The 26,732-nt window shown below is 72.4% G+C and carries 21 protein-coding genes and 5 pseudogenes; 13 read left to right on the top strand and 13 right to left on the bottom strand.

What is annotated here, in order from left to right; all coding sequences use genetic code 11:
- The first annotated feature begins 121 nt into the window (after positions 1–121).
- The 5 genes from ABZZ79_RS24450 (at position 122) to ABZZ79_RS24430 (ending at position 7,840) form a co-directional block, all read left to right on the top strand.
- The gene (locus ABZZ79_RS24450) at positions 122–1,609 is read left to right on the top strand and encodes a glutamate synthase subunit beta (RefSeq protein ID WP_356691989.1); all 1,488 of its coding nucleotides are present in this window, start codon (positions 122–124) and stop codon (positions 1,607–1,609) included.
- Between the two features lie 124 nt (positions 1,610–1,733).
- Positions 1,734–3,266 (top strand): PLP-dependent aminotransferase family protein, encoded by a 1,533-nt coding sequence (locus ABZZ79_RS24445; RefSeq protein ID WP_356691987.1) that lies wholly within the window; start codon positions 1,734–1,736, stop codon positions 3,264–3,266.
- Positions 3,267–3,664: 398 nt separating this feature from the next.
- Positions 3,665–5,992 (top strand): PEP/pyruvate-binding domain-containing protein, encoded by a 2,328-nt coding sequence (locus tag ABZZ79_RS24440; protein WP_356691985.1) that lies wholly within the window; start codon positions 3,665–3,667, stop codon positions 5,990–5,992.
- Positions 5,989–6,909 carry a hypothetical protein gene (locus ABZZ79_RS24435; RefSeq protein ID WP_356691983.1) on the top strand — a complete coding sequence of 307 codons (921 nt, stop codon included), beginning with the start codon at positions 5,989–5,991 and terminating at the stop codon, positions 6,907–6,909. The genes ABZZ79_RS24440 and ABZZ79_RS24435 overlap by 4 nt, the downstream gene beginning before the upstream one ends.
- A gap of 202 nt (positions 6,910–7,111) precedes the next feature.
- Positions 7,112–7,840, top strand: a complete 729-nt coding sequence (locus tag ABZZ79_RS24430; RefSeq protein WP_356691981.1) for a dual specificity protein phosphatase family protein — start codon at positions 7,112–7,114, stop codon at positions 7,838–7,840.
- Positions 7,841–8,021: 181 nt separating this feature from the next.
- Here ABZZ79_RS24430 and ABZZ79_RS24425 read toward each other — a convergent pair whose 3' ends face one another.
- Complete coding sequence (locus tag ABZZ79_RS24425) at positions 8,022–8,297, bottom strand: DUF397 domain-containing protein (protein WP_356691979.1); 276 nt, start codon at positions 8,295–8,297, stop codon at positions 8,022–8,024.
- Positions 8,298–9,158 (bottom strand): helix-turn-helix transcriptional regulator, encoded by an 861-nt coding sequence (locus ABZZ79_RS24420; RefSeq protein ID WP_356691977.1) that lies wholly within the window; start codon positions 9,156–9,158, stop codon positions 8,298–8,300. It abuts the gene before it with no gap.
- A 285-nt stretch (positions 9,159–9,443) separates the two neighbouring features.
- On the opposite strand from ABZZ79_RS24420, the pseudogene ABZZ79_RS24415 reads away from it, so the two are divergent.
- The 3 genes and pseudogenes from ABZZ79_RS24415 to ABZZ79_RS24405 form a co-directional block, all read left to right on the top strand.
- Positions 9,444–9,989, top strand: a pseudogene (locus tag ABZZ79_RS24415) (ATP-binding protein); the annotation flags it as partial.
- Between the two features lie 494 nt (positions 9,990–10,483).
- Positions 10,484–10,876 carry a hypothetical protein gene (locus tag ABZZ79_RS24410; protein ID WP_356692071.1) on the top strand — a complete coding sequence of 131 codons (393 nt, stop codon included), beginning with the start codon at positions 10,484–10,486 and terminating at the stop codon, positions 10,874–10,876.
- A 194-nt stretch (positions 10,877–11,070) separates the two neighbouring features.
- Positions 11,071–12,933 carry an ABC transporter ATP-binding protein gene (locus ABZZ79_RS24405; RefSeq protein ID WP_356692069.1) on the top strand — a complete coding sequence of 621 codons (1,863 nt, stop codon included), beginning with the start codon at positions 11,071–11,073 and terminating at the stop codon, positions 12,931–12,933.
- Positions 12,934–13,130: 197 nt separating this feature from the next.
- Here ABZZ79_RS24405 and ABZZ79_RS24400 read toward each other — a convergent pair whose 3' ends face one another.
- The 3 genes and pseudogenes from ABZZ79_RS24400 to ABZZ79_RS24390 all read right to left on the bottom strand — a co-directional run bounded on the left by ABZZ79_RS24400 (position 13,131) and on the right by ABZZ79_RS24390 (position 15,374).
- Positions 13,131–13,304, bottom strand: coding sequence for a hypothetical protein (locus ABZZ79_RS24400; RefSeq protein WP_356691975.1), 174 nt, complete (start codon positions 13,302–13,304; stop codon positions 13,131–13,133).
- 155 nt (positions 13,305–13,459) lie between these two features.
- A pseudogene (locus tag ABZZ79_RS24395) lies at positions 13,460–13,995 on the bottom strand (DUF899 family protein); the annotation flags it as partial.
- Positions 13,996–14,020: 25 nt separating this feature from the next.
- Positions 14,021–15,374: pseudogene (locus tag ABZZ79_RS24390) on the bottom strand (amidohydrolase).
- Positions 15,375–15,623: 249 nt separating this feature from the next.
- Here ABZZ79_RS24390 and ABZZ79_RS24385 point away from each other — a divergent pair.
- Complete coding sequence (locus tag ABZZ79_RS24385; protein ID WP_356691973.1) at positions 15,624–16,577, top strand: endonuclease/exonuclease/phosphatase family protein; 954 nt, start codon at positions 15,624–15,626, stop codon at positions 16,575–16,577.
- Between the two features lie 213 nt (positions 16,578–16,790).
- Here ABZZ79_RS24385 and ABZZ79_RS24380 read toward each other — a convergent pair.
- Positions 16,791–17,530: pseudogene (locus ABZZ79_RS24380) on the bottom strand (nucleotidyltransferase domain-containing protein); the annotation flags it as partial.
- 244 nt (positions 17,531–17,774) lie between these two features.
- On the opposite strand from ABZZ79_RS24380, the pseudogene ABZZ79_RS24375 reads away from it, so the two are divergent.
- A pseudogene (locus ABZZ79_RS24375) lies at positions 17,775–18,176 on the top strand (RidA family protein); the annotation flags it as partial.
- Positions 18,177–18,215: 39 nt separating this feature from the next.
- Positions 18,216–18,692 (top strand): GNAT family N-acetyltransferase, encoded by a 477-nt coding sequence (locus ABZZ79_RS24370; protein ID WP_356692067.1) that lies wholly within the window; start codon positions 18,216–18,218, stop codon positions 18,690–18,692.
- Positions 18,693–18,810: 118 nt separating this feature from the next.
- On the opposite strand, the gene ABZZ79_RS24365 is transcribed toward ABZZ79_RS24370, so the two are convergent.
- Positions 18,811–19,623, bottom strand: coding sequence for a uracil-DNA glycosylase (locus tag ABZZ79_RS24365; RefSeq protein ID WP_356691971.1), 813 nt, complete (start codon positions 19,621–19,623; stop codon positions 18,811–18,813).
- 164 nt (positions 19,624–19,787) lie between these two features.
- Between ABZZ79_RS24365 and ABZZ79_RS24360 the strand changes: the two genes are divergently transcribed.
- Positions 19,788–20,312 carry an RNA-binding S4 domain-containing protein gene (locus ABZZ79_RS24360; RefSeq protein ID WP_356691969.1) on the top strand — a complete coding sequence of 175 codons (525 nt, stop codon included), beginning with the start codon at positions 19,788–19,790 and terminating at the stop codon, positions 20,310–20,312.
- Positions 20,313–20,454: 142 nt separating this feature from the next.
- Here the strand turns inward: ABZZ79_RS24360 and ABZZ79_RS24355 are convergent, their stop codons facing one another.
- Together ABZZ79_RS24355 and ABZZ79_RS24350 are read right to left on the bottom strand one after the other, a co-directional pair.
- Positions 20,455–20,928 carry a DoxX family protein gene (locus tag ABZZ79_RS24355; RefSeq protein WP_356691967.1) on the bottom strand — a complete coding sequence of 158 codons (474 nt, stop codon included), beginning with the start codon at positions 20,926–20,928 and terminating at the stop codon, positions 20,455–20,457.
- A gap of 139 nt (positions 20,929–21,067) precedes the next feature.
- A complete protein-coding gene (locus ABZZ79_RS24350; protein ID WP_356691965.1) occupies positions 21,068–21,772 on the bottom strand; it encodes a class I SAM-dependent methyltransferase in 705 nt (234 codons plus the stop codon).
- Positions 21,773–22,030: 258 nt separating this feature from the next.
- On the opposite strand from ABZZ79_RS24350, the gene ABZZ79_RS24345 reads away from it, so the two are divergent.
- Entirely contained in the window at positions 22,031–22,297 is a 267-nt protein-coding gene (locus ABZZ79_RS24345) for a DUF6343 family protein (RefSeq protein ID WP_356691963.1), read from the top strand.
- 7 nt (positions 22,298–22,304) lie between these two features.
- Here ABZZ79_RS24345 and ABZZ79_RS24340 read toward each other — a convergent pair whose 3' ends face one another.
- The 4 genes from ABZZ79_RS24340 to rpsA all read right to left on the bottom strand — a co-directional run bounded on the left by ABZZ79_RS24340 (position 22,305) and on the right by rpsA (position 26,466).
- A complete protein-coding gene (locus ABZZ79_RS24340) occupies positions 22,305–22,685 on the bottom strand; it encodes a tetratricopeptide repeat protein (RefSeq protein WP_356691961.1) in 381 nt (126 codons plus the stop codon).
- Positions 22,686–22,806: 121 nt separating this feature from the next.
- A complete protein-coding gene (coaE, locus tag ABZZ79_RS24335) occupies positions 22,807–23,421 on the bottom strand; it encodes a dephospho-CoA kinase (protein ID WP_356691959.1) in 615 nt (204 codons plus the stop codon).
- A gap of 366 nt (positions 23,422–23,787) precedes the next feature.
- Positions 23,788–24,726, bottom strand: coding sequence for a PAC2 family protein (locus ABZZ79_RS24330; RefSeq protein WP_356691957.1), 939 nt, complete (start codon positions 24,724–24,726; stop codon positions 23,788–23,790).
- Positions 24,727–24,969: 243 nt separating this feature from the next.
- The gene (rpsA, locus tag ABZZ79_RS24325) at positions 24,970–26,466 is read right to left on the bottom strand and encodes a 30S ribosomal protein S1 (RefSeq protein WP_356691955.1); all 1,497 of its coding nucleotides are present in this window, start codon (positions 26,464–26,466) and stop codon (positions 24,970–24,972) included.
- Between the last annotated feature and the right edge of the window lie 266 nt (positions 26,467–26,732).

Genomic DNA, 26,732 nt, shown 5'->3' with positions numbered 1-26,732 from the left:
AAGCCCTGCCGCAAGCGCTCTCCAGCCCCTCTGCGGGTCGGGCGAATGGGACGTATCGTTGCCCAAGGAGTGCCGCCGAACGGGGCACGGCCGGTCGTACGCGCAGGCAAGGAAGACGGCCATGGCAGATCCCAAGGGGTTCATGACGACACCTCGCCGGGACTGGCCCCGGCGGCCGGTGGAGGAGCGCGTCCGGGACTGGGACGAGGTGTACGTCCCCGGGGCGCTGCTGCCGATCATCAGCAAGCAGGCGGACCGGTGCATGGACTGCGGGGTCCCGTTCTGCCACGAGGCCTGTCCGCTGGGAAATCTGATTCCGGAGTGGAACGACCTGGTCGCCCGGGACGACTGGCGGGCGGCGGCGGACCGGCTGCACGCGACGAACAACTTCCCCGAGTTCACGGGGAGGTTGTGCCCGGCACCGTGCGAGGCGGGGTGTGTGCTGGCGATCAACCAGCCGGCGGTGACGATCAAGAACGTGGAGTGCGCGATAGCCGATCGGGCCTGGGAGGAGGGGTTCGCGCCTCCTCGGCCGCCGGACCGGCTGTCCGGGAGGACGGTCGCGGTGATCGGGTCGGGGCCCACGGGGCTCGCGGCCGCACAGCAGCTGACCCGGGCCGGGCACACGGTCGTGGTGTACGAGAAGGACGACCGGATCGGGGGGCTGATGCGGTACGGCATCCCCGAGTTCAAGATGGAGAAGCGCCATCTGGAGCGGCGGTTGGAGCAGATGGGGACCGAGGGCACGCGGTTCCGCGCCTCGACGGCAGTGGGGCGCGACATCGGCGCCGCCGAACTGCGGGCGCGTTACGACGCGGTCGTCGTCGCGACGGGCGCGACCGCGTGGCGGGAACTGCACGTTGCCGGGAGGGAGTTGGCCGGCATCCATCAGGCGATGGAATACCTGCCGCTGGCCAACCGGGTGTGCGAGGGCGATCTGGAACGATCACCGCTGTCGGCGCAGGGCCGGCACGTGGTGATCGTGGGCGGCGGTGACACCGGGGCGGACTGCCTGGGCACGGCGATACGCGACGGCGCCGCGTCGGTGACGCAGCTGGACATCTACACGCAACCGGGTGAGACGCGCGACGAGGACGCCGAGCCGTGGCCAGTGTATCCGAAGCTCTACCGGCTGTCGGCCGCGCACGAGGAGGCGCGGGATCTGCGGACGGCACCGGCCGCGGACGCCGACGCCCGGGTGTTCGCGGCGTCGACGCTGCGTTTCACCGGGGACGCGGACGGACACGTGCGGGCGCTGCACCTGGTGGAGGTCGACGAGCGGCGCCGGCCACTGCCGGGGACCGCGCGCGAGCTGCCCGCCGATCTGGTGCTGCTGGCGCTCGGTTTCTCCGGGCCCGACCGGGAGGACGGGCTGGTGGACCAGCTGGGACTCGTGCTGGAGCCGCGCGGGACGATCACGCGGGACGCGGACTTCGCGACGAATGTGCGGGGGGTGTTCGCGGCCGGGGACGCGGCCCGGGGACAGTCGCTGATCGTCTGGGCGATCGCGGAGGGCAGGGCGGTGGCGGCGGCGGTCGACCGCCATCTGACCGGGAGTTCGCGGCTGCCGGCGCCTGTCTCGCCGTACGACCGCCCGATGTCGGTGTGAGGGACGCCGCGGCTGCGCGCGGGAGGCCCGGCGAGGTGGGGGACGCCGCGGCCGCGTGCGGGACACCCGGCGATGTGGGGAACGCGATGATCACCGTGATCGACCCTCTGTATCGTCCCCCTCCATGACGGAGTCGTGGGTCAATGCGGCGGAGCGCATCGGTGCCGATCTGCATCTGGAGCTGGCGGGGCCGGGCGGGCGGCGGGCCGCGTTGATCGGCGCGTTGCGGGAGGCCGTGCGCGGTGGGCGGCTGGCGCCGGGGACGCGGTTGCCGCCGTACCGGTCGCTGGCGGCCGACCTCGGGGTCGCTCGCAACACGGTGGCCGACGCGTATGCCGAGCTGGTCGCGGAGGGATGGCTGACGGCCCGGCAGGGCTCGGGCACGCGGGTGGCCGAGCGCGCCGAGCCGGTGCCGTATGCCGAACGGGCGCCCCGGAAGGCGCGGGCAAGCACGCGGGGGCCGCGTCACGACCTGCGGCAGGGGACGCCGGACGCGTCGGAGTTCCCGCGCGCGGCCTGGCAGGCCTCGTATCGGCGTGCGCTCCAGCACGCGCCGAACGAGGTGTTCGGGCCGGGTGACCCGGCCGGGCGGATCGAGCTGCGCGAGGCTCTGACCGAGTATCTGGCGCGGGCGCGTGGGGTGCGGACGGAACCGGGGCGGATCGTGATCTGCTCGGGGTTCGCGCACGCGCTGCGGTTGCTGTTCGGGGGCGGGGTGCTGCGCGGGCCGCTGGGGGTGGAGGCGTACGGGCTGGGTTTCCACCGGGAACTGCTGGCGGGGGCGGGGGTGCGGACGGTTCCGCTGCCGTTGGACGAGAACGGGGCGCGGGTGGATCTGCTGGAGCGTGAGCGGGCGGTGCTGCTCACGCCGGCGCACCAGTTCCCGACAGGCGGTCCGCTGCACGCGGCACGCCGCGCCGCGGTGATCGACTGGGCACGCGCGCGGGGCGGGGTGGTGCTGGAGGACGACTACGACGGCGAGTTCCGCTACGACCGCAAGCCGGTCGGCGCCGTGCAGGGGCTCGATCCCGAGCGGGTCGTGTACATCGGCTCGGTGAGCAAGAGCCTGTCACCGGCGTTGCGGCTGGGGTGGATGGTACTGCCGGGGCGCCTGGTGGAGCCGGTGCTCACGGCCAAGGGTGAGCGAGAGGCATGGGCGAGCGTGCTGGATCAGCTCGCACTCGCCGACTTCCTGACCAGTGGGTCGTACGACCGTCATGTACGGCGGATGCGGCAGCGCTACCGCGGTCGGCGGGACCGGCTCGTGGCGGCCCTGGCCGCGCAGGCGCCGCACATCGGGGTCACGGGCGTGGCGGCCGGGCTGCACGTGGTGCTGCGGCTGCCGCCGGGGACCGAGCCGACGACCCTGAAGGGAGCCGTGTGGCAGGGGCTGGCGCTGGACGGGCTGTCGGAGTTCCGGCATCCGCAGACAGGTATGGAGGCGATGGACGGCCTGGTGGTGGGGTACGCGACGCCGCCCGAGCATGCGTACGAGGCGGCGGTGGAGGCGTTGTGCGGGGTGCTGCCGGGGGCCGTGCCGCCCGTCGGCGATCAGGGTCTCTCCCCCACGAGCATCGGAGCGCTTCCCGTGGGTCCCGGGGCCTCTTCCCCTGAGCATCGGAGCACCTCCCCTGGATCCCAGGGCCTCTCCTCCTGAGCATCGGAGCACCTCCCCTGGATCCCAGGACCACTCCCCCTCAACATCGGAGCACCTCCCCTGGATCCCAGGGCCACTCCCCCCTGAACACCGGAGCCCGTTTCGTGGGTCTCGGGGCCTCCTCCCCTGCCACCCCCGGGACGCCTCCTCCCCTTAGGAACAGCTGAACTCCCAGAGGAACAGCTGAACTCCCAGCAAGTTCGGAAAGGCCGGAATGTGGCATAAGGCCGGAGTGTTGCACCTTAGGAAGTGGGATCATTTGGTCCCAGGAGGTGTTTCGTCGCCGTCGCCGTGAACCGGCCCCGGCAGCGGTTGCCCCATCCTTCGTTCCGCCGTGAGGCGCAGCGCCCCGAACCCCGCGCGTTCCCCCGTTGGCGGTCGGTCCTGGAGGGTGCCTGATGACGACTCTCGACGAACTGCACGAAGACAGCTGGTACGACGGGGAGGGTCCCCGGGGCCAGCGCGGACTCGGCGCGTGGTCGCGGGAGCACGGCCACGAGGCCGTCCCGCAGACCGTTCCGCTGGGCCACCCGGCCGCGACCGACCCCGGTCTGACCGGCTCCAAGGCCGCCAACCTCGCCCGCGCTGCCAGTGCGGGGCTCCCCGTGCTGCCCGGATTCGTCATCCCCGCCACCACCTGCGACGACTCCCGCGTGCTGCGCGACGCCTGGCGGGAACTCTCCGAGGGCGGCACGCGGCCGCTGGTCGTCCGCTCCTCTTCTTCGCTGGAGGACACCGGCGAGTCCTCCCAGGCAGGCCGCTTCGACTCGGTGCTCGACGTGCGCGGCCCACGGGACTTCCGGGCCGCGGTACGGACCGTACGGGCTTCGGCGCACCTGCCCGACGGGACCACCGCGCCGATGGCGGTGCTGGTGCAGCCGATGATGGCGGCCCGGGTGGGCGGAGTGATGTTCGGCGTGGATCCGGTCGCGGGGCGCACCGACCGGCTGATGGTGAGCGCGGTTCCGGGCGGGCCGGACGCCTTGGTCAGCGGGGTGCGGGCAGGGACGGACCACTGGCTCGGGCGGTGGGGCCGACTGGTACGCGTGGAGCGAAGCGCCCCGGCCCAGAACACCCCCCTCCTCAGCCGCCCCCAGCTCCGGCGGCTGGCCCGGCTCGCCCGTCAGGCCCGGCGGGTATTCGGAGGGCCGCAGGACATCGAGTTCGGGTTCGACGAGGAAGGACGGCTGTGGCTGTTCCAGAGTCGGCCGGTCACGGCGATGGCGGCCCGGCCGGAGCGCGGGGCACGGCTGCTGGGGCCCGGCCCGGTGGCGGAGACGCTCCCCGAGCGGCTGGCGCCGCTGGAGGAGGACCTGTGGGTGGCGCCGATGGCACGCGGACTCGCCGCCGCGCTCGACATCGGGGGAACCGCGCCGCGCCGCCTGCTGCGGACGGTGCCGGTGGTGTCGTCCGTCGACGGGCGCGCGGCCGCCGACCTGCGGCTGCTCGGCGCGGCCGGGGCGCCGCACCCCTGGCTCGCGCTGCTCAACCCGGCCCCCGGTGCGCGGAGGCTGGCCGCCGCCTGGCGGGTGGGCCGACTGACCGGGGCACTGCCCGGCCTCGCCACGGACCTCGTCGCCGACATCGACCGCCGTCTCACCGAGGTCCCCCGCCTCCGCGAGCTGCCCGGACCCGCCCTGGTCTCCACGCTGCGCTGGACGCGCACCGCCCTGGTCTCCCTGCACGCTCAGGAGAGCCTCGCCGGCGCGCTGCTGAACGCCACGCCCCGCGCCACCGCCGCGGGCGCCGCCCTGGCCGCGCTCGCCGACGCTCGTGCCCGGCATGTGCCGGACGACCGGGTGGTGAGCGTCGAACCGCTGCTCCTGGCCCTGACCCCGCCGAGCCTGCTGGGCAGGCTGCGGCTGCCCGCCGCCATGCGGCCGGAGCGCGACGCCCGCCCGCGCGTGAACGGGACGCCGGTGCTGGGGGCCGCCGGGGGCGTCGATCTCGTCCGGCCCCGGCGCGGCCTCGCCGAGGAGTACCCGGTGCCCTCCGGGCCGCCTCCGGCACTTCCGCCGCGGGAGGCGCTGCGGCTGCGGATCCGGTGGGTGCAGGAGCTGCAGGTGCGGCTCGTACGGGAAGGGGCGTACCGGCTGGCGGTGCGCGGGAGCCTGGACGACCCCGCGCGGGTCGGACTGCTGCGGTGGGCCGAGCTGATCGCGGCCCTGGAGGGCGGCCCGCTCCCCGGCGATGTGCGCGAACGCGTGCCGAGACGGCCGTCCGCTCCGCTGCCGGACGCGTTCCGGATCGCCCGGGACGGCTCGGTCGTCGCCGAGCCGGGCCGCGGGGAAGCGCGACAGGGAGGCGCCGGCACATCCGTCGGCCGGGGCGTGTCCGGCGGCCGCGCCCTCGGCACGGCCTGGGACGGCACCGGGCCCGGCCCCGCCGACGCGGTGCTCGTCGTCCGTACGCTCGACCCGGCCCTCGCCCCGCTCCTGCCCCGGCTGACCGGGCTGATCGCCCAGACCGGCAGCCCGCTGTCCCACCTCGCCGTCCTGGCCCGTGAGTACGGGCTGCCCGCGGTCGTCGGCGCGGCCGACGCCGTACGCGGCTTCCCGCCCGGCACCCGCCTCACCCTCGACGGCCGCACCGGCGAGATACACCCGGCGTCCACCCCGCCCGACGCCCCCTCCCACAGCGCAGACGCCCCCTCCCCCAACCCCGACGACCCCTCCAGCCGTCCCGCCGCCCCCGCCTCCGACGCACCCGCCGGAGGCCCCCGATGAAGCGCCTGGTGTTCGCCTTCGCCGGTATGGCCGCGACAGGGGCGGCGATGTACTTCGTCGTGTACCTGTACCGCTGGCAGTGGCAGCGGGCCGTGCTGTGCGGTGTGCTGCTGCTGGTGGTGGAGGTGCTGCTGCTCGGTCTGATGCTGATGGGCCGACTGGCCCGGATCGAGGAGCGGGTACGGGACACCGACCGGCGGCAGCGGGAGGCCGTCGACCGGCAGGAGGACGTGCTGGCCCGGCTCCAGCGGGGGACGCGGGGGCAGGAGACGACGGACCGGTTCCGCTGGCTCGACGAGCCCGCCGAGCGTACGTACGTCTTCGTGCCGGTCCTCATGGTCACCGGGGTGCTGCTGTCCGGCATCGCCTGGCTCGTGCAGCGCATCGCGACGCGGGCCGCCCGCCCGGCCGAGCGGCACATGGCCGGACGGCTGGCCGTGCTCAGCGCGCCGGACCCGGCGGCGGGGAGCGACCTGGACGACGTACCGCCGCCGGGCGGCCGGCGGACGAAGGGCGGGACGGCACGGCTGGCGATCACCGGAGTGGTCGGCTCCGCCCTGCTGACGGCGCTGATCGTCGCTCTCGCCGATCTGACCCAGACCCGCGCGGAGGCCGACGACCCCTCCGAGGCGACGTCGGTGCTGGTGCGGCTGGACGTGCGGGACCAGAGCATGACGGCGGAGCGGCGGGCGCTCGCCGCGCGGCAGATGTGGGAGGGCTGCCGGGGCTCCACCTACGTGGCCCTGCACAAGGCGACCTTCGGCCATCTCGGCGACGGCCTGTACGCCGGTGTCGTACGACCCGCGCTGACCGAGAACGACCGGTTCCGGCTGCGCGGCTGCCTGGAGGACGCGAGCCTGGAGCGGGTGCACCTGACCGTGGTGGGGATGGACGACACCGAGGCCTACCAGCAATGACGGGGCGGCGGCAGGCGTAGGACGGCGGTATCGAGGTACTCGTGGAGGCGTTCCGCGCGTACCCGCGTACCGCATGGACCCGTCGGAGTCCACCTCATGAGAGATACGTCATATCCGACTTATCGGGCATGTCGGGCCGGGATACGATGCCGGAACCGCGTCCCTCGGAACCGCGCCCCCGTCCCCTAGCCCCCGGGCTCTCATGACTGTCACCACTGAGACCGTCCCCCCTCCCGCCTTCGCCCCCACCGCCACCCCCGTCCGCCCGAAGCGCAGCGTCAAGCGACGCGTCCTGCGGGCCCTGGTCATCACGATCGCCGGCTACATCGTCCTGTGGGCGGTCGCCTCGCTCGGCATCCTGGCCGCGTCGAAGTGGGCGCAGTCGGACATCCCGGTTCCCGTGGGGACCCCCGTGGTCCAGGGCGTGAGCAACTTCCGGCCCGTCGACTCCGACGGTCACCTGTGGCGCGGCGCCGCGCCCTCCCCCGAGGGCTACCGCGGTCTCGCCGCCACGGGCGTCACCACCGTCGTGGACCTGCGCGCCGAGGATCTGAGCGCGGCCCAGGTGGCCTCGCCGGAGAAGGCCGGTCTGGAACTCGTCCGGATGCCGATCCGCGACGGGCAGACGCCGACGCAGGCCCAGGTGAGGGAGTTCCTGGACATCGTGTCGTCGACGTCCGGCAAGGTCTATGTGCACTGCGGCGCCGGTGTGGGCCGTACCGGCGCGATGGCGGCCGCCTATCTGGTGCAGAGCGGCGAGGCGTCCGCGTCGACGGCCGTGAAGCGCAACCTTTCGGTCGGACCGCCGTCGGTCGAACAGATCTGGTACGGGCTGACCCTGAACAAGGACGAGGCCGAGCAGCCGCCGATCGGCGTGGAGGCGGTCAGCCGGCTGGTGGACGCGCCGCGCCGGATCATGTCGTACCTGTAAGGCCCTGGCCGTCCGGCAGGACTCCCTGACCTGCGAGGCCCGTCCCCCCGATACGCCGTTGCGCGGCCGCCTTCCCCCGGCGGCCGCGCAACGGTTTCGTCATGTGTTCAGCATGTGGTGCACACGGTCAAGAACGTCTGGCTGCGGAACCTGGCTGTAAAAACATCTCGCACAAGGTCGTTCAGGACAGCAGAAAGTCGGCCACCCCCGCCTTGGCGCCCTCGATGAACGCCGTCATCTCGTCGGAGGTGTAGATCAGCGCAGGACCGTCGGGGTCGGTGGACTGCCGTACGGCGATGCGGCCGTCGGCGAGCTTCATGGCCTCCAGGCAGTTGCCGCCGTTGCCTCCGCTCCACGGCTTGTGCCAGCCCTCGCTGCCCAGCTCCCCAGCGGGCATGCCGTTGTAGATCCGCGGGCCGCGGATGCGCGGTTTGGGCTGGGTGTCGATGCGATCCATTCACAGCTCCTTGCGGAGATCCCGGAGGATCTCCTTCGTGCGATGTGCCGTAGCGGCCTGGGCCGCCATGCGGTCCATGACCTCCAGGTGGGTAGCCACCTCGGAGCGCGCGTCGAGGTAGACCGCGCCGGTCAGGTACTCGCTGTAGACCATGTCCGGCAGTTCGGGCATGGCGAATCGGAACAGCACGAAGGGCCCGTAGGTGCCGGGATGCGGCCCTGTCGCGAACGGGACGATCTGCAACGTCACATTCGGCAGCTTCGTGGCCTCGAGCAGTCTGTCGATCTGGGCACGCATCACCTCCGGGCCGCCCACCTGGCGGCGCAGTACGGTCTCGTCCATCACGACCCAGAACCGTGGGGCACCCTCACGGGTGAGCAGGTCCTGGCGCTGCATGCGCAGTGCGACATAGCGCTCGATGTCGTCCGGCCGGGTCTGGCCGACGGCACCGGAGACCAGTACCCCGCGCGCGTAGTCCTCGGTCTGCAGCAGACCCGGGACGAAGTGCGGTTCGTAGCTGCGGATGAGGCTGGCGGCACCCTCCAGGCTGACGTGCATGGAGAACCAGCCCGGCAGGATGTCGTGGAACCGCTGCCACCAACCCGGCTGGTTGGCCTCCTCGGCCAGTCGTACGAAGGATTCCGCCTCGTCCTCGGGGACGCCGTAGGCCTTCAGCAGCAGCTGGATGTACGGGATCTTGAGGGCGACCTCGGCCATCTCCATCCGGCGGACGGTGGCCGGGGCGACACGCAGGACGCGGGCCGCCTCCTCGCGCTTGAGACCCGCGCGTTCCCGAAGGTCCAGCAGGCGCCGACCGAGGACGACCTGTCCCACCGTCGGCGCGGACCGCGGTTCGCTCACGCTCCACCTCCACCGACCGACCCGAAGAATCCTGACAGCCCAGCGGCGCCATCCGAAGACCCGTTCGAAACCTCGGCGGCGTTCTGGGTGTCCGCGATACAGCCTGATCCAGACAATTTCCGTATGTATCAGGCCGGGCCGGACATGTCCGGCGAGGTCTCGGCGATCCCAAGTGGCGCCGCTCGACGTGCTGTTACGAGCAGTGTGCCACGGCCGTCCACCGCGTCACACAGCACTCTGCATTTTTCAGAGTGACACTTGCCAAGTGTTCATGGCGGGGAGATAGTGGCAAGCGTGATTCCGTCCGCGCCCTTAGGAACAGACGCCGCCGCAGGCCCCCTCGGCCCAGGCGCCGCCACCGGTCCCCACGGGGCCGGGCTCGAGCGCCGGTTCCGTTTCGAACTGGCCGCTCACCCGGGCTCCCCAGCCCAGGCCAGACGGCTGGCGCGAGCACGGCTGACCGGGTGGGCGGTGTGCGAGGACACCGTCGACACGGCGGCTCTGGTCATATCCGAGCTGGTCACCAACGCGATCGTGCACACCGCGAGCACGGTCGTCGCCTGCGAGCTCCAGGACGGCGACGACATCGTGCGCATAGCCGTGCGCGACGAGGGCTGTGCGCCCACCGAGCCCCATCCCTGTGCCCAGCGCACGGAGGAGGAGCAGGGGAGGGGGCTGCTTCTCGTCCAGGCGCTGTGCCGTTCCTGGGGTGCCCAGGAGAACGGCACCGGGCTGCTGGTCTGGGCGGAGCTCCCCCGCGTGGCCGAGGCCGACGAGCCGCGCGGCGACCTGGGCTGGGTCGCCCGTCCCAAGCCGGGGTCCTCCCAGGAGGGCGCGGAGGAGGACGGCGAGACCGAGGCCCACAAGTGTCCGAGCCAGGGCGGCTCACGCGGCGGCGAGGAGGCCATGGGCCACCACTCCCCCGTTCGGGGCGGGCTCGGCGCCGGCGAGCGCCACCACCGGCACGCTGTCGGCGGCTTCCGCGAGGACGACGGGGGCGAAGGCCACCGGCGCGCTTCCCAGCAGGTCGGCGAAGCCCATCACCACCTGGGCCACCATGCGGGTGACGCCCACCATCACCCGGCCCAGCATTCCGGCGAGGCCCATCACCACGCGCCCCACCACATCGGCGACCACCACGCGGCCCATCCCTCCGGCGACGCCCACCACGGGGCGCCGCGGCCGGGCGAAGGCCACCACCCCACGCCCCCGCAGTTCGGCGAGGGTCATCACCACACGTCCCAGGACTTCGGTGAAGTCCGCCACCCCGGATCCCGCCGGAGGCACGGGTGAGCCCTTCCCGGGACTTCGACCGGGTGCTCGGCATGGACACGCTCGTCCGGCTGGGCCGCAGCGCACATCTCTCCCACCCGCCCCGCCGGCTGTCCCTCCCAGCCGGCATGACCGCCCCGCTGGGCTGTGACGCGGTGGCGATTCCCGCCCGGCTGGGCCCGCTGCTCACGCCGCGTCTCCCGCGTGTCGGCTGTGTCTACTCCGACGACGCGCACTGGTGGTGGCTCGTCCCGTCCGACTCCGACTACGCCCTCGACTGGCCCGAGCCCGCGCACTACGCCCGCGGCGCGCTGGCCCCGGGCGCCCCGCGCCTGATCCACCAGCCCGAGGGCAAGCTCCCGTACACCCCGCCGATCCCCCTGTACCTGGCCCTGTGCCGCCTCATGGGGGCCACGCCCAGCTGGTCGAGCCCGATCAGCGCGTAGGAGATGTGCGCCCGCGCATATCCGTCCCCGCCCTCTGCGCCCTGCCGACAGCCTGGCCGCCCCGCGATAGTGGCCGTCGGTACCCGACCAGGGGGAGGTCGCCCGTGGGAAAGGCGCGGCGGGAGCGCGAGGCGGGGCAGACGGGGGTGTCCGAGTCGGAGCGGCTGCTCTTCGGGGGCCCGCTGCGCTACGACATGGGCTGGAACCAGCACTCGGACGCCTTCCTCCAGCTGAACTTCCGGGACATGATCAGGCGGCTGCCCTCGCTGCTCGGCTCCAGCCTCGCCCTGGCCTGGCAGGCGGACCGGCGTGCCGCGCGGGTGGTGATGGCCTCCGAGGCGGGCCGGGGTGTGGCCCAGGCGGTGGGCCTGCTCGCGGTGAACGCGATTCTGGCCCGGCTGATGGGCGGCGGGCCCATCGAGGACCGGGTACGGGGCACCGTACCGACCCTGATCGCCATGGCCGTCGTCCTGCTGCTCGGGGCGCTGCTCCGGGCCGCCTCGACGTACGCCACCGGACGCCTGGAACCCAAGGTCGAGCGGCTGGCCACCGAGCGGTACCTGGAGCGGGCCGCGGCCGTGGAGCTGGCCGCCATCGAGGACCACGCCTTCCACAAGCTGCTCGACACCGCGCAGTACGGCGCCTCCTCCGCCCGGCGCATGATCGCGCACGCGACCCGGCTGGTGAACGCGATGATCTCGCTGGTCACAGCGGCGGGCGTGCTGACCGTGCTGCATCCGGCGCTGCTGCCGCTGCTGGTCACGATGACCCTGCCGAGCGCGTGGGGCGCGCTGACGAACGCCCGGCGCCGCTACGAGTCGTTCCACACCTGGGTGCAGCACGCTCGCGCGGGCTATCTGCTCAGCGGGCTGCTGACGGAACCCGCGGCAGCCCCGGAGATCCGCCTGCACGGCGTCGGCCCGTTCCTGCTGCACCACTTCCGCCGGATGTCGGAGACCGCGGAGGCCGAGCAGGCCCGGCTCGCCCGGCTCGCGGCGCGCACGGGGCTGATCGCGGCGGCCTGGACGGGCCTGGCGACCCTGGCGACGTACGCGACGCTGGGCGGGCTGCTGCTGTCGGGCACGATGGCGCTGTCCGTGGCGGGTACGGCCGTCATCGCGATCCGCACCGGCTCCGGCAGCCTGGACAGCCTGGTCCTGGAGGTGAACCAGCTGCACGAGGAGGCCCTGTTCGTGGGCGACCTCCAGCGGCTGTACGAGGAGGCGGCCGAACGGGCGATCCCGGTCGGCGGTTCCGCGCTGCCGGAGGACCCGAAGGAGATCAGATTCGAGCACGTCACGTTCCGCTACCCGGGTGAGCGCACCCGTCCCGCCCTCGACGACGTCACGCTCCCCCTCCCCCTCGGCCGGATCATCGCGCTCGTGGGAGAGAACGGCTCGGGCAAGACGACCCTGGTCAAGCTGCTCGCCGGGCTGTACAAGCCGGACGCGGGCCGGATCATGTGGGACGGCGTGGACGCGGCGAGCGCGGACCGCCGGCTGCTGGCGGAGCGGATCGCGATGGTGGCGCAGGACTTCAAGCGGTGGCCGTTCACCGCGAAGGTCAATGTCGGCATCGGCCGCCCGGCGGCTCCCCTGACCGAGGAGCGCCTCGCGGGCGCGGTCGCGGAGGCCGGCGCCGAGGAGGTCGTCGCGGACCTGCCGCACGGCCTGGACACGCTTCTGGCCCGCGAGTTCAGCGGCGGGCACGAGCTGTCGGGCGGGCAGTGGCAGCGCCTTGGCATCGCGCGGGCGGCGTACCGGCGCGGCCGCATCCTGATCGTGGACGAGCCGACCGCGGCCCTGGACGCGCGTGCCGAGCTGGAGGTCTTCGAGAAGATCCGCGCCCTGGCCGGCACGGGCCAGACGGTCGTCCTGATCACCCACCGGCTGGCGTCGGTGCGGCACGCGGATCTGGTGCATGTCCTCGACGAGGGCCGCCTGGTGGAGTCCGGCACACCGGACGAGCTGCTGGCCTCCGGCGGGATCTACGCGGAGCTCTACGGGCTGCAGGCCGAGCAGTTCACCTCACGGCTGCCGGCGCCCGAGACGAGGTGACGGCGCCCGGCCGTACGCCCCGAGGCGACCTGACGCCTTGTCGCGTACGGCCTCCCGCGCGCGGCGGGCCGACGCCGTCCCACGCTGGGCGAGCCGACACTGTCTCACGCTGGGCGGGCCGATACCGTCTCACGCTGGGCGGGCCGACACTCCGTCCCATGCCGGGCGAGCCGCCGCGAGGGGCGAGCCGACGGCCCTCACTCCGTGCTGTCGCAGCGGACGATCACGAGGAACGTGTCTGTCGCGAGGTCCATGACCACCTCGGCGGGCAGCCCCTCCATGCGGCGCGCCTGCGCGAACTCCTCCGCGGGCCACGATCCGCGCGGCCCGCCTGCGGGAAAGCGTTCGAGCACCCTTCGCCCGTTCACCATCCTGCACCTCCACAAAGCGTCGTCCTGGTACGAGTTAACGCCTGCTGAAGGGGAAAGGGCTCGCTCAGTGACGGTACTGAGACGTAGTTGACACTCGTCCACCGCAGTGTGTGAGCTGGGCCTCAGCCGGTTCGCCGCTACGGCTACCGTGCGTGTCAGTCCTCGTACTCGTCGTGATAGCGGACCGCCTCACCGCCCACAGGCCCCCCGAACGCCGCCGCGCGCCCCTCGGGTTCCTCCCGCCCCTCCTTCCGGCCCAGCGCGGTCAGGTCGAGCAGGCTGGTGGCCGAGCCGAGGCCGTCCAGGCCGCGCCCGAAGGCGGAGTACGTGTGGAAGACCCGGTCGAGGTCGCGCAGGAAGCAGCTGGTCCCCGCGCGCTCGACCAGTTCCCCGTCCTCCTCCCGGGTCACGTCGAAGTCCGGGTTGAAGTCGGTGCCGTACGACGAGTACCAGGGCACCGTCCAGCCCCTACCTGCCTTGAACGGAACGAGCCGGGTGTACGGCGCCCTGGACACGGTCGCGAAGGACGTGCCGCGCGCGTGCAGATGGGCCAGATGCCCGATCTGGTCCAGGAACGCCGAGCAGCCGCGGCAGCCGGACTCCTGGCCGGGGGCGAACATGAAGTGGTGGACGACGAGTTGGTCCCGCCCCTCGAAGAGGCGAGCAGTGCGGCATTGCCGTCGCCGCCCTCGGTTTCCCTCCGGGCTCCTGTCGGCTCAGGTGTCGTAGTCCTGGAGACGCTTGCCGTGACCGCGGTCGACGAGCGCGGGCAGCCGGGCGGCCAACTCCCCTGCCACCGCCGGGACGTCGATGGTCAGCAGCTCGCGGTCGCGCATCAGGACACGGCCGTCGACGATCGTCGTGCGGACGTCCGCCGCGCGGGCGCTGTGCACGAGCGTGGCGGCGAGGTCGTGGACGGGCTGGGTGTGCGGCCCGGTGAGATCGACCAGGATGATGTCCGCGCGCCGCCCCGGCGCGATACGGCCCACCCGGTCGCCGAGCCCGACGGCCGCCGCGCTCTGCACGGTGGCGTGGTGCAGGGCCTGACGGGAGGTCAGCCAGCGAGGGTCGCCCTCGGTGGACTTCTGGACGAGCGCGGTGAGCGCCATCGACTCCCAGACGTCGAGGGAGTTGTTGGAGGCGGCGCCGTCCGTGGCGAGGCCCACGGGGATGCCGAGGGCGCGCAGCGCGCGGACGGGTGTCGTGGTGGGCCAGGCGAACTTCAGATAGCCGCGCGGCGCGCTCGCCACGGCGATCCGTCCCGTGGCGCGTTCCAGGACGGGCAGATCGCGGTCGAGGATGCCGGTGCCGTGCGCGACGAGCAGGTCGGTGTCGAGCAGTCCGGCGCGTTCGAGCACCTCGATGGGCGTGACGCCGTGCCGGGCGAGGCTGGTCTCGGCCTGGTCGCGGTTCTCGGCGGCGTGCAGATGCACGGGCAGACCGTGTTCGCGCGCGAGCACGGCGGTGGCGGCGAGGTCGGTGTCGGTCACGGTGTACGGGGCGTGCGGGGCGAGGGTGGTGGTGATACGGCCGCCCGCCCCGCCCCTGTGGCGCAGCGCGAACTCCAGGGAGTCCTCCCGGCCTTGGGGCCCCTGCGAGGAGAAGTACGCCTGTCCCAGATGGGCGCGCATCCCGGACTCGGCGACGACGGCGGCCACCGCGTCCATCGCGAAGTAGTGGTCGGCGAAGCAAGTCACGCCGCCGCGGATCATCTCGGCGCAGGCGAGCAGCGCGCCGAGCTGGCACGTCCTTCCCGGTCAGGTTGACCTCGACCGGCCAGATGAAGTCGTTGAACCACTCCTCGGTGGGCAGGTCCTCGGCGAGGCCGCGCAGGGCGACCATCGGGGCGTGCGTGTGGCAGTTGACCAGACCGGGCAGGGCCACCTGGCCGCGGGCGTCGACGCGCTCGGCGGCCGGCAGGTTCACGGCCTCGGCGGCACCGGTGACGGCCTGCACGGCTCCGTCCCGTACGACGATCGCGGCATCCTCCCGGAACCCGATCCGCTCTTGATCGTCATGCACGAGGACCGTGCATCCGGTGATGATGAGATCGGCGCGAGACTCGCTCATCACGCCAACGTACGCCCGGGTCGTCGGCAGGCGTGAGCCGAACCGCGAATCCGGTCACAGCTCTGTCGCGCGTGCGGCGGGGCGAGCAGGCTGGTTCCGGCGCGGCGCGCGGGCTCGTGCGGCGGGGCGAGCAGGCTGGTCCCGGCGCGGCGCGCGGGCGCTGCCGCGACGGCGCTGCCCGCGACGGCTCTGTCGGAGCCTGGGCGGCCCTGTCGGAGTCCCGACGGCCCTCACGGAAGGGAGCCCGGCATGCTCCTGGGCACCTGGAACCTGGAGAACCTCTACCGGCCCGGCGGGCCGTTCGGCCCCAAGGACAAGGCCGCCTACGAGACGAAACTGGCCTCCCTGGCCGCGGTGCTCACCGACCTCGATCCGGCGCTGCTGGGCGTGCAGGAGGTCGGCGAGCCCGAGGCCCTGGCCGAACTGGCCGGGATGCTCGACGGCGACTGGCACACCGCGCTGTCGGGGCACGCCGACAGCCGGGGCATACGCGTCGGCTTCCTCAGCCGTACGCCGCTCACGGTGCTCGCCGACACGGACGCGCTCCCGGCGGAACTGCTGCCGGTGCAGGTGGACGACACGGGGCACACGACGGCCGCCTCGGGGCGGGGCCTGCTGGCGGTGGAGACGGACACCGAGGCCGGCCCGCTGCGGGTGGCGGTGGCCCATCTGAAGTCGAAGCTGCTGACATACCCGAACAAGCGTTTCAACCCCCTCGACGAGGGCGAACGGGCCCGCTTCGGCGCCTACGCACTCTTCCGCCGGGCGGCCGAGGCGGCGGCCCTGCGCGACCTGGCGGGGGAACTGCTGGCGGGCGACGGCAGGGACCGGGACGTGGCGGTGCTCGGCGATCTGAACGACGAGGTCCGGGCCGCGACGACCCAGATCCTGCTCGGCCCGCCCGGCTCCGAACTGACCACGGCGGGCTTCGAACGCCCGGACAAGGGCGACGCGCAACGGCTGTGGAGCACGGCCGAGCTCATCGCTCCCGCGGAACGCTTCTCCCGGATCAACGACGGACGACGCGAGCTGATCGACCACGTCCTGGTGAGCCACCACCTCATCCACCGGATCACGGCGGCGGGCACGGGTCTGCCGGACTCCGGCCCCCCGGACCTGCCGTCGGTGAGCACCGATCCGACCTCGCGACGGGACGAGCCGGGCTCGGACCATGCGCCGGTGTGGGTGCGGGTGGGCGACTGAGGGCCAGTGGCCAGTCCGCTCTGACACTCACCCCTGGGCTGTCCCCTGAGCGTCCTGGGCTGTCCCCTGGGCGTCCTGCGCAGCCCCCTGGGCGTCCTGCGCAGCCCCCTGGGCGTCCTGGGCTGTCGCGTCGGCGGCCCTCTGCTTGGCCGTCTTCCTGGCCGTCTGCTTGGTCATCTGCCTGGCCGTCTCGACCGTGCGGTCGAAGAGCGCCTCGGCCTCGGTGATCGCCTGGAGCAGGGCGGCCGGGCCGGGGGTGAGACCCGTCAGGAGCTGGTCGACCTCGTCCAGCTCGGCGCGGTGAGGCGGTGTTTGTCGTTGGTGACCCACTCCCCTCGGGCCGCCAGGACGGCGTGGGCCGTCTGGGTGGTGGCGAGGGCGATCGTGCCGACGACCTGGGTGAGCGCGCCCCTGGGGGCGTGAGCGGCCTTGGCGTACCCGAGGGTGGCGGTGGCCACGCCGTACCAGCGGTCGGGTGCGGTCCGGCGCAATTGCGCCGGGTACGTGGCCGGGCGCGGCAGGTCGCCCCGGAGCACCTTGTTGATCGCCAGTTCGGCCACGACCAGGTAGCTGGGGATGCCCGCCAGGTGAAACATCAGCGGCTCCACATGGAAGCGGCCCTGCTCCGCCTGCGCGAGTTCGCGCTCTACCACGTCGAGGTCCCGGTAGTGCACGTCCACGCGCCGTCCGTCGATCATCAGCCAGGCTCCCCCGTTGAAGACCCCGCCGCCCCAGCCGCCGACCTCGGAGACCTCGCCCTCCCAGCCGAGGGCGCGCAGGTCGGTCGGGTCGAAGGCGCCGCGGTAGTAGACGGCGAGATCCCAGTCGCTGTCGGGACGGTGGGTGCCCTGGGCACGGGAGCCGCCGAGGGCGACGGCTCGGACGGTGGGAAGGGATGCCAGACGGTCGGCGGTGGTGTCGAGGAAGTCGCGGTCGTTGGTGAGGGGTTGCACGGCGGCTCCGGTGTGGGGTCCCAGTCGGATTGCTAGGCGCGGGAAGCGTAAAGGGGTCGGCCCGGCGGCTGCGCTGCAAATTCCCCCCGCGCGGGGGCGGAAGCGGGCCGCGGGGCGGGAGCGGGCCTCGCGGTGGCGGGAGCGGGCGGGCCTCGGTCGTTGAAGGGCGCCTCACCGCCGCGCCGACGCGCCGACGCGCCGTAAAGCGGGTGCGGGTCGGAGGCGCGAGCCGGATGATCAGAGGATGTCTCGGTCCGTCGTCCCCGTGGTCGACCGGCCTTCCCGTTCCAGTGTTGTTGAGGAGCATCTCCGTATGATCCGGCGCGTCACCGTCCCCACCCTCTTCCCGCCGCCCGTCTACTCCCACGCGTCCGTGGTCGAGGCCGGCACGAAGCTGGCCTTTCTCGCGGGGTCGGTGCCCTTGGACGCCGCCGGGAAGCTGGTCGGGGCGGGGGATCCGGTGCGGCAGACGGAGCAGGTGCTCGCCAACCTCGCGGAGCAACTGCGGTCCGTGGGCAGCGACTTCGCGCATGTCGTGTCGACCGAGGTGTACGTCGTGGGCAGTGATCCCTCGGCACTGCACGCCGTCTGGGACGTCGTCGAGGCTTCCGGGCTGAGTACGGGACCGCACTCGTCGACGCTGATCGGCGTGGCCTGCCTCGGATACACAGGCCAGTTGGTGGAGATCACGGCCACGGCCGTCGTCCCCCAGGCCGAGACCGTCACCTTGCGCCGGGCGGGCGGCGCCGACGCGGAGGCCGTGGCCGAGGTCTACCTCCGGTCCTTCGACACCGCCCTGCCGAACGTCACCCGCCCCCACTCCGACGACGAAGTACGCGCCTACATACGCGATGTCGTGGTGCCTCGGCGGGAGACATGGGTCGCGGAGGCGGAGGGCGCGGTCGTGGGCATGATGGTGCTCGACGGCGAGGTGGTCTCGCAGCTCTACCTCGACCCCGACTGGCGCGGCCGCGGTATCGGCGACCGGCTCCTCGCCCTCGCCAAGGAACGCAGCCCACGGTGCCTGAGCCTGTGGACCTTCCAGGTCAACGAACCCGCCCACCGCTTCTACGAACGCCACGGCTTCCGCGCCGTCGAGCACACCGACGGCAGCGGCAACGAGGAGCGGGAGCCGGACGTACGGTACGAGTGGCGGCCCTGAAGCTCCGGGGCAGAGCTTGGGGCCCGGCGGGCCGAGGCTCGGGGCCCGGGGTGACCGAGCTGGGCTCAAGCCCTGGACCGAGCGGGGTCCGAACCCCTCCCTCCTCACGTCCAGCCGCTCAGGGCCCCCCACCCGGCCCGTCGGTGTCGGTCGCCAGCCCCGCCGCCTCGGCCGCCTCGCCCAGGACCCGCCGCAGCATCGCGGGGGTCAGGCGGCCGGTGAACGTGTTGCGCTGGCTGACGTGGAAGCAGCCGAGGACCGTGAGGTCGTCACCGCCCTCGCCGTCCCGCAGACACACCCGCGCCCCGTGCGCGAACACCGGCCGCGGCCTCGGCACCGTCCAGCCCGCCTCCGCCAGCGCCGGCAGCGCCGCCTGCCAGCCGAACGCCCCCAGCACGACCACGGCCCGCACCGTCGGCCGAAGCAACCGCAGCTCCCGCACCAGCCACGGCCTGCACATGTCCCGCTCCCCCGGCGTGGGCCGGTTGGCGGGCGGCGCGCAGTGCACCGGCGCCGTCACCCGCACCCCGTACAGCTCCAGCCCGTCCCCGACCGCGACCGACGTCGGCTGCGACGCCAGCCCCACGTCGTACAGCGCCTGGTACAGCACGTCCCCCGACCGGTCCCCCGTGAACATCCGCCCGGTGCGATTGCCTCCGTGCGCCGCCGGAGCCAGCCCCACCACGAGCAACGCCGCGTCCGCCGGTCCGAACCCCGGCACCGGGCGCCCCCAGTACGTCCGGTCCGCGAAGGCCGCCCGCTTCTCCCGCGCCACCGCCTCCCGCCATTCCACGAGCCGCGGACAGGCCCGGCAGTCCGCGATGCGGTGGTCCAGAGCGGGGAGATCTCGGAGACCGCCGAGGCCAGGGAGAGGGAGTGTCGGTGGCGTGACGGCACCGAAGGGAACGGTGGCTTCGGGGTCCGGGGGCATATCTCCACCGTAGGACGGGCGAGGGCTCTCCACCGTAGGACGGGCGAGGGCAGGTCCCCGGACGAGCGGCTCCGGCCCCTTGCGCTCACCCCTTCCCCCCGCTGTCAGGGCGGCCTCGGAAAACAAGTCCAGGTCTCTCCTCTCGTCGAGCTAAGGTCGATGCCATGGCCTCCCAGGACGCGGACGACATCCAGCCCCCCGGTGCCGACGGCGGCGCCCCGCAGCCCGACCCGAAGGTCGCTGCCGCGGTGGCCGCGGCCGAGGCGGCCGGGCCGGCCGGCGGCGAGAGCGTGCGGGTCGACAGCTGGATCTGGTCCGTGCGGCTGGTCAAGACCCGGTCCGTCGGCGCCACTGCCTGCAAGGGCGGCCACGTCAGGGTGAACGGCGAGCGGGTCAAGCCCGCGCACTCCCTGCGCGTGGGCGACGAGGTGCGCGTCCTGCACGAGGGCCGCGAGCGGATCGTCATCGTCAAGCGTCTGATCCGCAAGCGGGTCGGCGCCCCAATCGCGGTCCAGTGCTATGTAGACAACAGCCCGCCCCCGCCGCCCCGCGAGGCCGTCGCCCCGGCCGGCATCCGCGACCGCGGTGCGGGCCGCCCCACCAAGCGGGACCGCCGCGAGCTGGAACGACTACGCGGAAACGGCGGACTGGGCTTCCTCCCAGGAGGCCGCTCACCCCGAGAGCAGTGACGCCCGCGGGGTGAGTCCGGACGGCAGCGGCGGTGCCCTCCGGGTGGGACCTGGCGGGAAGGGGACGCTCCGAGCTCGGTACCCCTCGCGCAACGCGCCGCGTCCGCCCCGGACCGACCGCCCTGCCCCGGCTCCCCTCGCGTCATTTGCCCCGTCGAACCAGCCGCAGCAGCTCGGCGTTGTGACCACGCCGGGCCCAGGCGATCAGCGCGAGCGGCACGATGAGGATGAGCGGCGTGGCCGCGTTCTCTCCGTCGAACGCGGTCATCTGGAAGTAGAACGCCCCGACCATCAGGCCACTCAGCGCCATAGCCGCCACCGACTGGAGCACCGGCACCAACAACGCGATCGCACCGGCCAGCTCCAGCGCGCCGACGGTGTACATGCCCGCGCTGCTCCAGCCCATCCGGTCGAAGATCTCGGTCGCGGACGAGTGACCGACGAGCTTGGGCAGCGCGCTCGCGATCCCGAAGAACAGCGCGAACACGATCTGGAAGCCGCGCAGCGCGATCCGGGCCCGTCGGCCGCGTGCGATGGCGGACTCGGCGACGGTCGTGCCGCTGGTGACGGAGACGGCGGAAGCAGCGGCGGTGACGGGAGCGGTGGTCTCGGACATGGGGTTCTCCTGTGCGCAACGGTCTGGGGTGTTGTCACAGGGATAGACCCGCACGCCTGCCCGAACTCATCGCCCTCCAGGCAACTTTCTCCGCACCCTCTCCCCCTCCGACGCCCAACCCGCTTCCCCACGCGGCCCCTTAGACGCCCTGCTCTCCCGCCTCCCGGTCCACTCGCACCGCGCGCACCCATATCCCGTCCGGCGTCAGGTACTTGTCCACTCGCAGTCCCGCCTCCCCCAGCGCCTCCTCGAACTGCTCCTTGGTCAGGGACCGCGACAGGAAGGTCTGGGTCCACACGGCGTCCGGGAACTCGTACTCGGCGCGGACCGAGTCGACTCCGTCACCGACCGGGTCGGCGGACACGATCCGCACGGTGAAGCCGCTGGGGTCGACTCGCTCGCGCGGCAGATCGGTGTGGTAGTCCGCCCCTTCCCGCTGGATGAGCACGCAGCCGCCGTCGGCGACGTGCCGGGCGCAGGTGCGCAGCATGCCCCGTCTCACCTCGGCGTCCCCGGCATGGACGAGGAACGACGCGAGCGTCACCACGTCGAAGGTCTCGCCCAGGTCGAGGTCCTCGATGGCGCCGCATATCGTGCGGGCGCCGCGGACGCGGGCGAGCATGTCCGGTGACTCGTCCACCGCGGTGACCGCGAAGCCGCGCTCCAGCAGGGGGTGCGTCATGCGTCCCACCCCGCTGCCCAGCTCCAGGATGCTCGCGCCCGGCGGGACGGCCGCGGTGATGACGTCCGGCTCGTCGCCGGCCGGCAGCCGGGAGTAGAGCTCCACCGCGCAGCCGTCAGGGGTGATCGCACCCGGTCCCGTACCTTCGTACCCTTCTCGCATTTCCAGCCTCATGCCCGTCCAACGGCCCGCGTCCGCACGACCGTTCCCCCCTCGCACACCTTCACTCCTTCGTGTGAGCGCGGCCGGCCGGGGCAACCCTTCCGCCCTCGGCACGGTCCGCCCGAGACCCGGCGAGACCCGGCGAGACCCGGCGAGACCCGGCGCGCCAGGCCTGCCGGCTCCGTCCTCCGCTCCTCCCGCCACGCCTTGGAGAACCCCTGTGGCGGGAGTACGTTTCAACCAGGAGTGACGACAGCTATGCGTACGGGCAGTGAACCGGTGACCGCGCGCAGTGCCCTGCGGATGCGGTTCTGGCTGAGCGTGTGGGGTGTGGCCTGGGCGATCTTCGGTACGGCCGCGTTCGCGCTGGTCGACCGGATCGGCTGGGCGGTGGCGTGCGGCCTGCTGTGGCTGGTGGCCACCGTCGACCTGACCGTCGTACTGCGGCACATACGACAGGGCCCGCACTATCAGCCGGGCCCTGATGTTCCGCCGTACCGGCCGCCCAACGGCGGCGGTCGGTGAGCGGAAGTCACGTGTCGAAGCGTGCCGCCTTCACGTACTCGGGGTTCGGGTCGAGCGCGGCCGCCAGGCGGAAGTGGCGCTTGGCGACGTCGGGGCGCCCCTGGCGCTCGTAGGTACGGGCGAGCGCGAAATGGGCGAAGGCGTTGTCGGGCTCGCGCTCCAGGACGATGCTGAACTCAAGCTCGGCGGAGCGCAGTTGGGCTCGCGCGAAGAAGGCGCGTGCCCGCAGCAGCCGGGCGGCGGTGTTCTCCGGATGCTCGGCGATGACCCGGTCGAGCAGCTTCACCGCGCCGCCGGGGTCCCGTGCGGCGAGCAGCTGCTCCGCGGCACGGAAGTCGATGACATGCGTCTCCGGAGTACGTCCGGTCGAACCGCTGGTCTCGGGCACGGCAGAGTCCTTCCCACGCTGGATCGTTCCAACGCCCGCAGCGGACAACGCTATTCCCCGCCCTTCTCCGCCTCACCGCCACGGGCCCCTCGGGGCGGCTCGCACCCGCCCCTCGGACGGCTCAGGAGCGGCCGGAGCGGTCGCGGGCACGCTCCGCGAGGTCCTCCCACACTTCGTGTACCCGGCGACGGAGCTCGGGAAGCGGCACGTCGTTGTCGATGACGATGTCGGCGATCTCCCGGCGCTGGTCGCGGGTGGCCTGCGCGGCCATGCGCGCGCGTGCGTCCTCCTCGGCCATGCCGCGCAGGCGCACCAGCCGGTCGAGCTGTGTCTCGGGAGCGACGTCGACGACGATCACCAGGTCGTAGCGCCCGGCCAGGCCGTTCTCGGTGAGCAGGGGCACATCGTGGACGACGACGGCGTCCTCGGGCGCGGCGTCCTCCAGTTCGCGGGAACGCGCGCCGACGAGGGGGTGGACGAGGGAGTTGAGCAGGGCGAGCTTCTCCGGGTCGCCGAACACGATCGAGCCCAGCTTGGGCCGGTCGAGGCTGCCGTCCTCGGCGAGCACTTCCTTGCCGAAGGCTTCGACCACGGCGGCGAGTCCGGGCGTCCCGGGCTCGACGACCTCGCGCGCGATGCGGTCCGCGTCGATCAGCACGGCCCCGCACTCGACGAGCAGCCGCGACACCTCGCTCTTGCCGGCGCCGATGCCGCCGGTCAGACCCACTGTCAGCATGAGCCGAAGCTTAGGGCCTGCCACCGACACGAGCCCTGCGGGGTCCGGCCGCACTCACCTGGCGGCCGGGTTCGCCAAACGCCACGGGGGGTCATCGGTCCGGCCGGGTTACCGAGCGCCACACAGGGCGCCGTCGGTCCCGCCGGGTTCGCCAAACGCCACGGGGGGTCATCGGTCCGGCCGGGTTACCGAGCGCCACGCAGGGCGCCGTCGGTCCCGCCGGGTTCGCCAAACGCCACGGGGGGTCATCGGTCCGGCCGGGTTACCGAGCGCCACGCAGGGCGCCGTCGGTCCGGCCGGGTTCACCGAGCGTCAAGGGCGTCATAGGTCCCCCGGCTTCACCGATCGCCGTCGGTCCAGCCGGCCTCAGGCGTCGCCCTCCCTCTCCGCCAGGAACTTCTCGAACTCGCGGCCGATCTCGTCGGCCGACGGGATGTCGGCCGGTTCGGCGAGCATGTTGCCGCGGGTCTCCGCGCCCGCGACGGCGTCGTACTGGTGCTCAAGGCCCTGGACGAGCGCGGTGAGCTCCTCGTCGCCCTCCCTGATCTGCCGGTCGATCTCGGTCTGGGTGACCTGGGCGTCCGTGCGCAGCGCGTGGGCGATGCCCGGCAGGACCAGTCCGGTGGCGGCCGTGATGGCCTCCAGGACGGTCAGGGCGGCGTCCGGGTAGGCGGAGCGGGCGATGTAGTGCGGGACATGGGCGGCGACGCCGAGGACGTCGTGGCCGGCCTCCATGAGGCGGTACTCGACGAGCGACTCGGCGCTGCCCGGCACCTGGGCCTCGTCGAAGGGGCTGCGGTGGCCGGGGACCAGGTCGACGCGGTTGCCGTGCGGGGTGAGGCCGACGGGGCGGGTGTGCGGCACGCCCATGGGGATGCCGTGGAAGTTCACGGCGAGGCGGACGCCGAGCCGCTCCACGATCTGCTCGACGGCTGCCGCGAAACGCTCCCACTCGACGTCCGGCTCGGGGCCGGACAACAGCAGGAAGGGCGCACCGGTGGCGTCCTGGACGAGCCGTACGACGATGCTCGGTTCCTCGTACGCGGTCCAGCGGTCGCGCCGGAAGGTGAGCAGCGGGCGACGGGCCCGGTAGTCCACGAGCCGGTCGTGGTCGAAGCTCGCGACGACCTGGTGGGTCAGCGAGTCGAGGAGCCGGTCGACGATCTGGTCGCCGGTCTCGCCCGCGTCGATGTATCCGTCGAAGTGGTAGAGCATGACAAGGCCGGCGGACTCCTGGGCGAGCGCCATGTCGACGACGGCCAGGCCCTTCGGCTCCCACGTGTACAAACCCTGCGGATCAAGCACAGTGACCGCTCCTCCTCGTGTCCTCGTGAACAACAAGGCACAGCGTGTGCGCATTCCCCTGACCATGAAAGCCGGGGCTGGGCAACGCCCCGGCAGGCGGGGGAACTGGGCGCCCAACCGCGGACGAGCCATGGACGAACGGCCACCGAGAGCAGAACGGGACCGGGTCAGAACACGACCAAGGGGCCGCACCTCAAAAGGTGCGGCCCCTCGAATCAGAGGCTAGGCCTCAGCGGAGAGCGTTCAGCTCTGGCCGCCCGCCAGCTTCTCGCGCAGGGCAGCCAGCGCCTCGTCCGACGCCAGGGCGCCGGAGTTGTCGCCACCCTCGGAGGAGTACGAACCGCCACCCGCGGCCGGAGCCGCACCGGCGGAGTCGCCGCCCTCGGCGGCGGCAGCGGCGTCCGCCTCGCGGGACTTGATGACCTGCTGCTGGTGCTGCTCGAAGCGGGTCTGCGCCTCGGCGTACTGGTGCTCCCACGCCTCGCGCTGGGTCTCGTAGCCCTCGAGCCAGTCGTTGGTCTCGGGGTCGAAGCCCTCGGGGTAGATGTAGTTGCCCTGGTCGTCGTAGGACGCGGCCATGCCGTACAGGGTCGGGTCGAACTCGACCGTGGCCGGGTCGGCACCGAAGGCCTCGTTGGCCTGCTTCAGCGAGAGGCTGATGCGACGACGCTCGAGGTCGATGTCGATGACCTTGACGAAGATCTCGTCGTTGACCTGGACGACCTGCTCCGGGATCTCCACGTGGCGCTCGGCCAGCTCGGAGATGTGGACCAGACCCTCGATGCCCTCGTCCACGCGGACGAACGCACCGAACGGAACCAGCTTCGTGACCTTGCCGGGCACGACCTGGCCGATCTGGTGGGTGCGGGCGAACTGCTGCCACGGGTCTTCCTGGGTCGCCTTCAGCGACAGGGAGACACGCTCGCGGTCCATGTCGACGTCGAGAACCTCGACGGTGACTTCCTGGCCGACCTCGACAACCTCGGACGGGTGGTCGATGTGCTTCCAGGACAGTTCGGAGACGTGGACCAGACCGTCGACGCCACCCAGGTCCACGAAGGCACCGAAGTTGACGATCGAGGAGACGACGCCGGAACGGACCTGACCCTTCTGCAGGGTGGTGAGGAACGTCTGGCGGACCTCGGACTGGGTCTGCTCGAGCCAGGCGCGGCGGGACAGGACCACGTTGTTGCGGTTCTTGTCCAGCTCGATGATCTTCGCCTCGAGCTCCTTGCCGACGTACGGCTGGAGGTCGCGAACACGGCGCATCTCGACCAGGGAGGCCGGGAGGAAGCCGCGGAGGCCGATGTCGAGGATGAGGCCACCCTTGACGACCTCGATGACGGTACCGGTGACGATGCCGTCCTCTTCCTTGATCTTCTCGATGGTGCCCCAGGCACGCTCGTACTGGGCGCGCTTCTTCGAGAGGATCAGGCGGCCTTCCTTGTCCTCCTTCTGGAGGACGAGGGCCTCGATCTCGTCACCGACGGCGACGACCTCGTTGGGGTCGACGTCGTGCTTGATCGAGAGCTCGCGGCTCGGGATGACACCTTCGGTCTTGTAACCGATGTCGAGCAGGACCTCGTCCCGGTCGACCTTCACGATGACGCCGTCGACGATGTCGCCGTCGTTGAAGTACTTGATCGTCTCGTCGATCGCGGCGAGGAAGGCTTCCTCGTTACCGATGTCGTTGACCGCAACCTGCGGGGTGGTGGCGGTGGTCTCGGTGCTGCTCGTCATGTGGGAAAGGGCTCCGGTACGGACATTGAAGTCGTAGGTACTGCTACGCCGGAGCCTGTTTCGCTCTGTAGAAGCCGGACAGCTTAGAAAGCGCCCCACCTGGACAAACCGGTGAAACGCCTCGACAACCGAGGGGACATACAACAGATGCGAGCGCAGCCTGCTACGTCTGAGGCGCGCAGGCCCGCAGCGCAACTTGTAGCATACGGGGGCAGCCGGGCAGGGTCAATGCGCGAAGGCGCACACCCAGGGCGGAACACCGCATA

Source organism: Streptomyces sp. NPDC006458 (assembly GCF_040612135.1).
In the GTDB taxonomy this organism is placed as follows: Bacteria; Actinomycetota; Actinomycetes; order Streptomycetales; family Streptomycetaceae; genus Streptomyces.
This window is presented reverse-complemented; position numbering and strand designations above follow the sequence as displayed.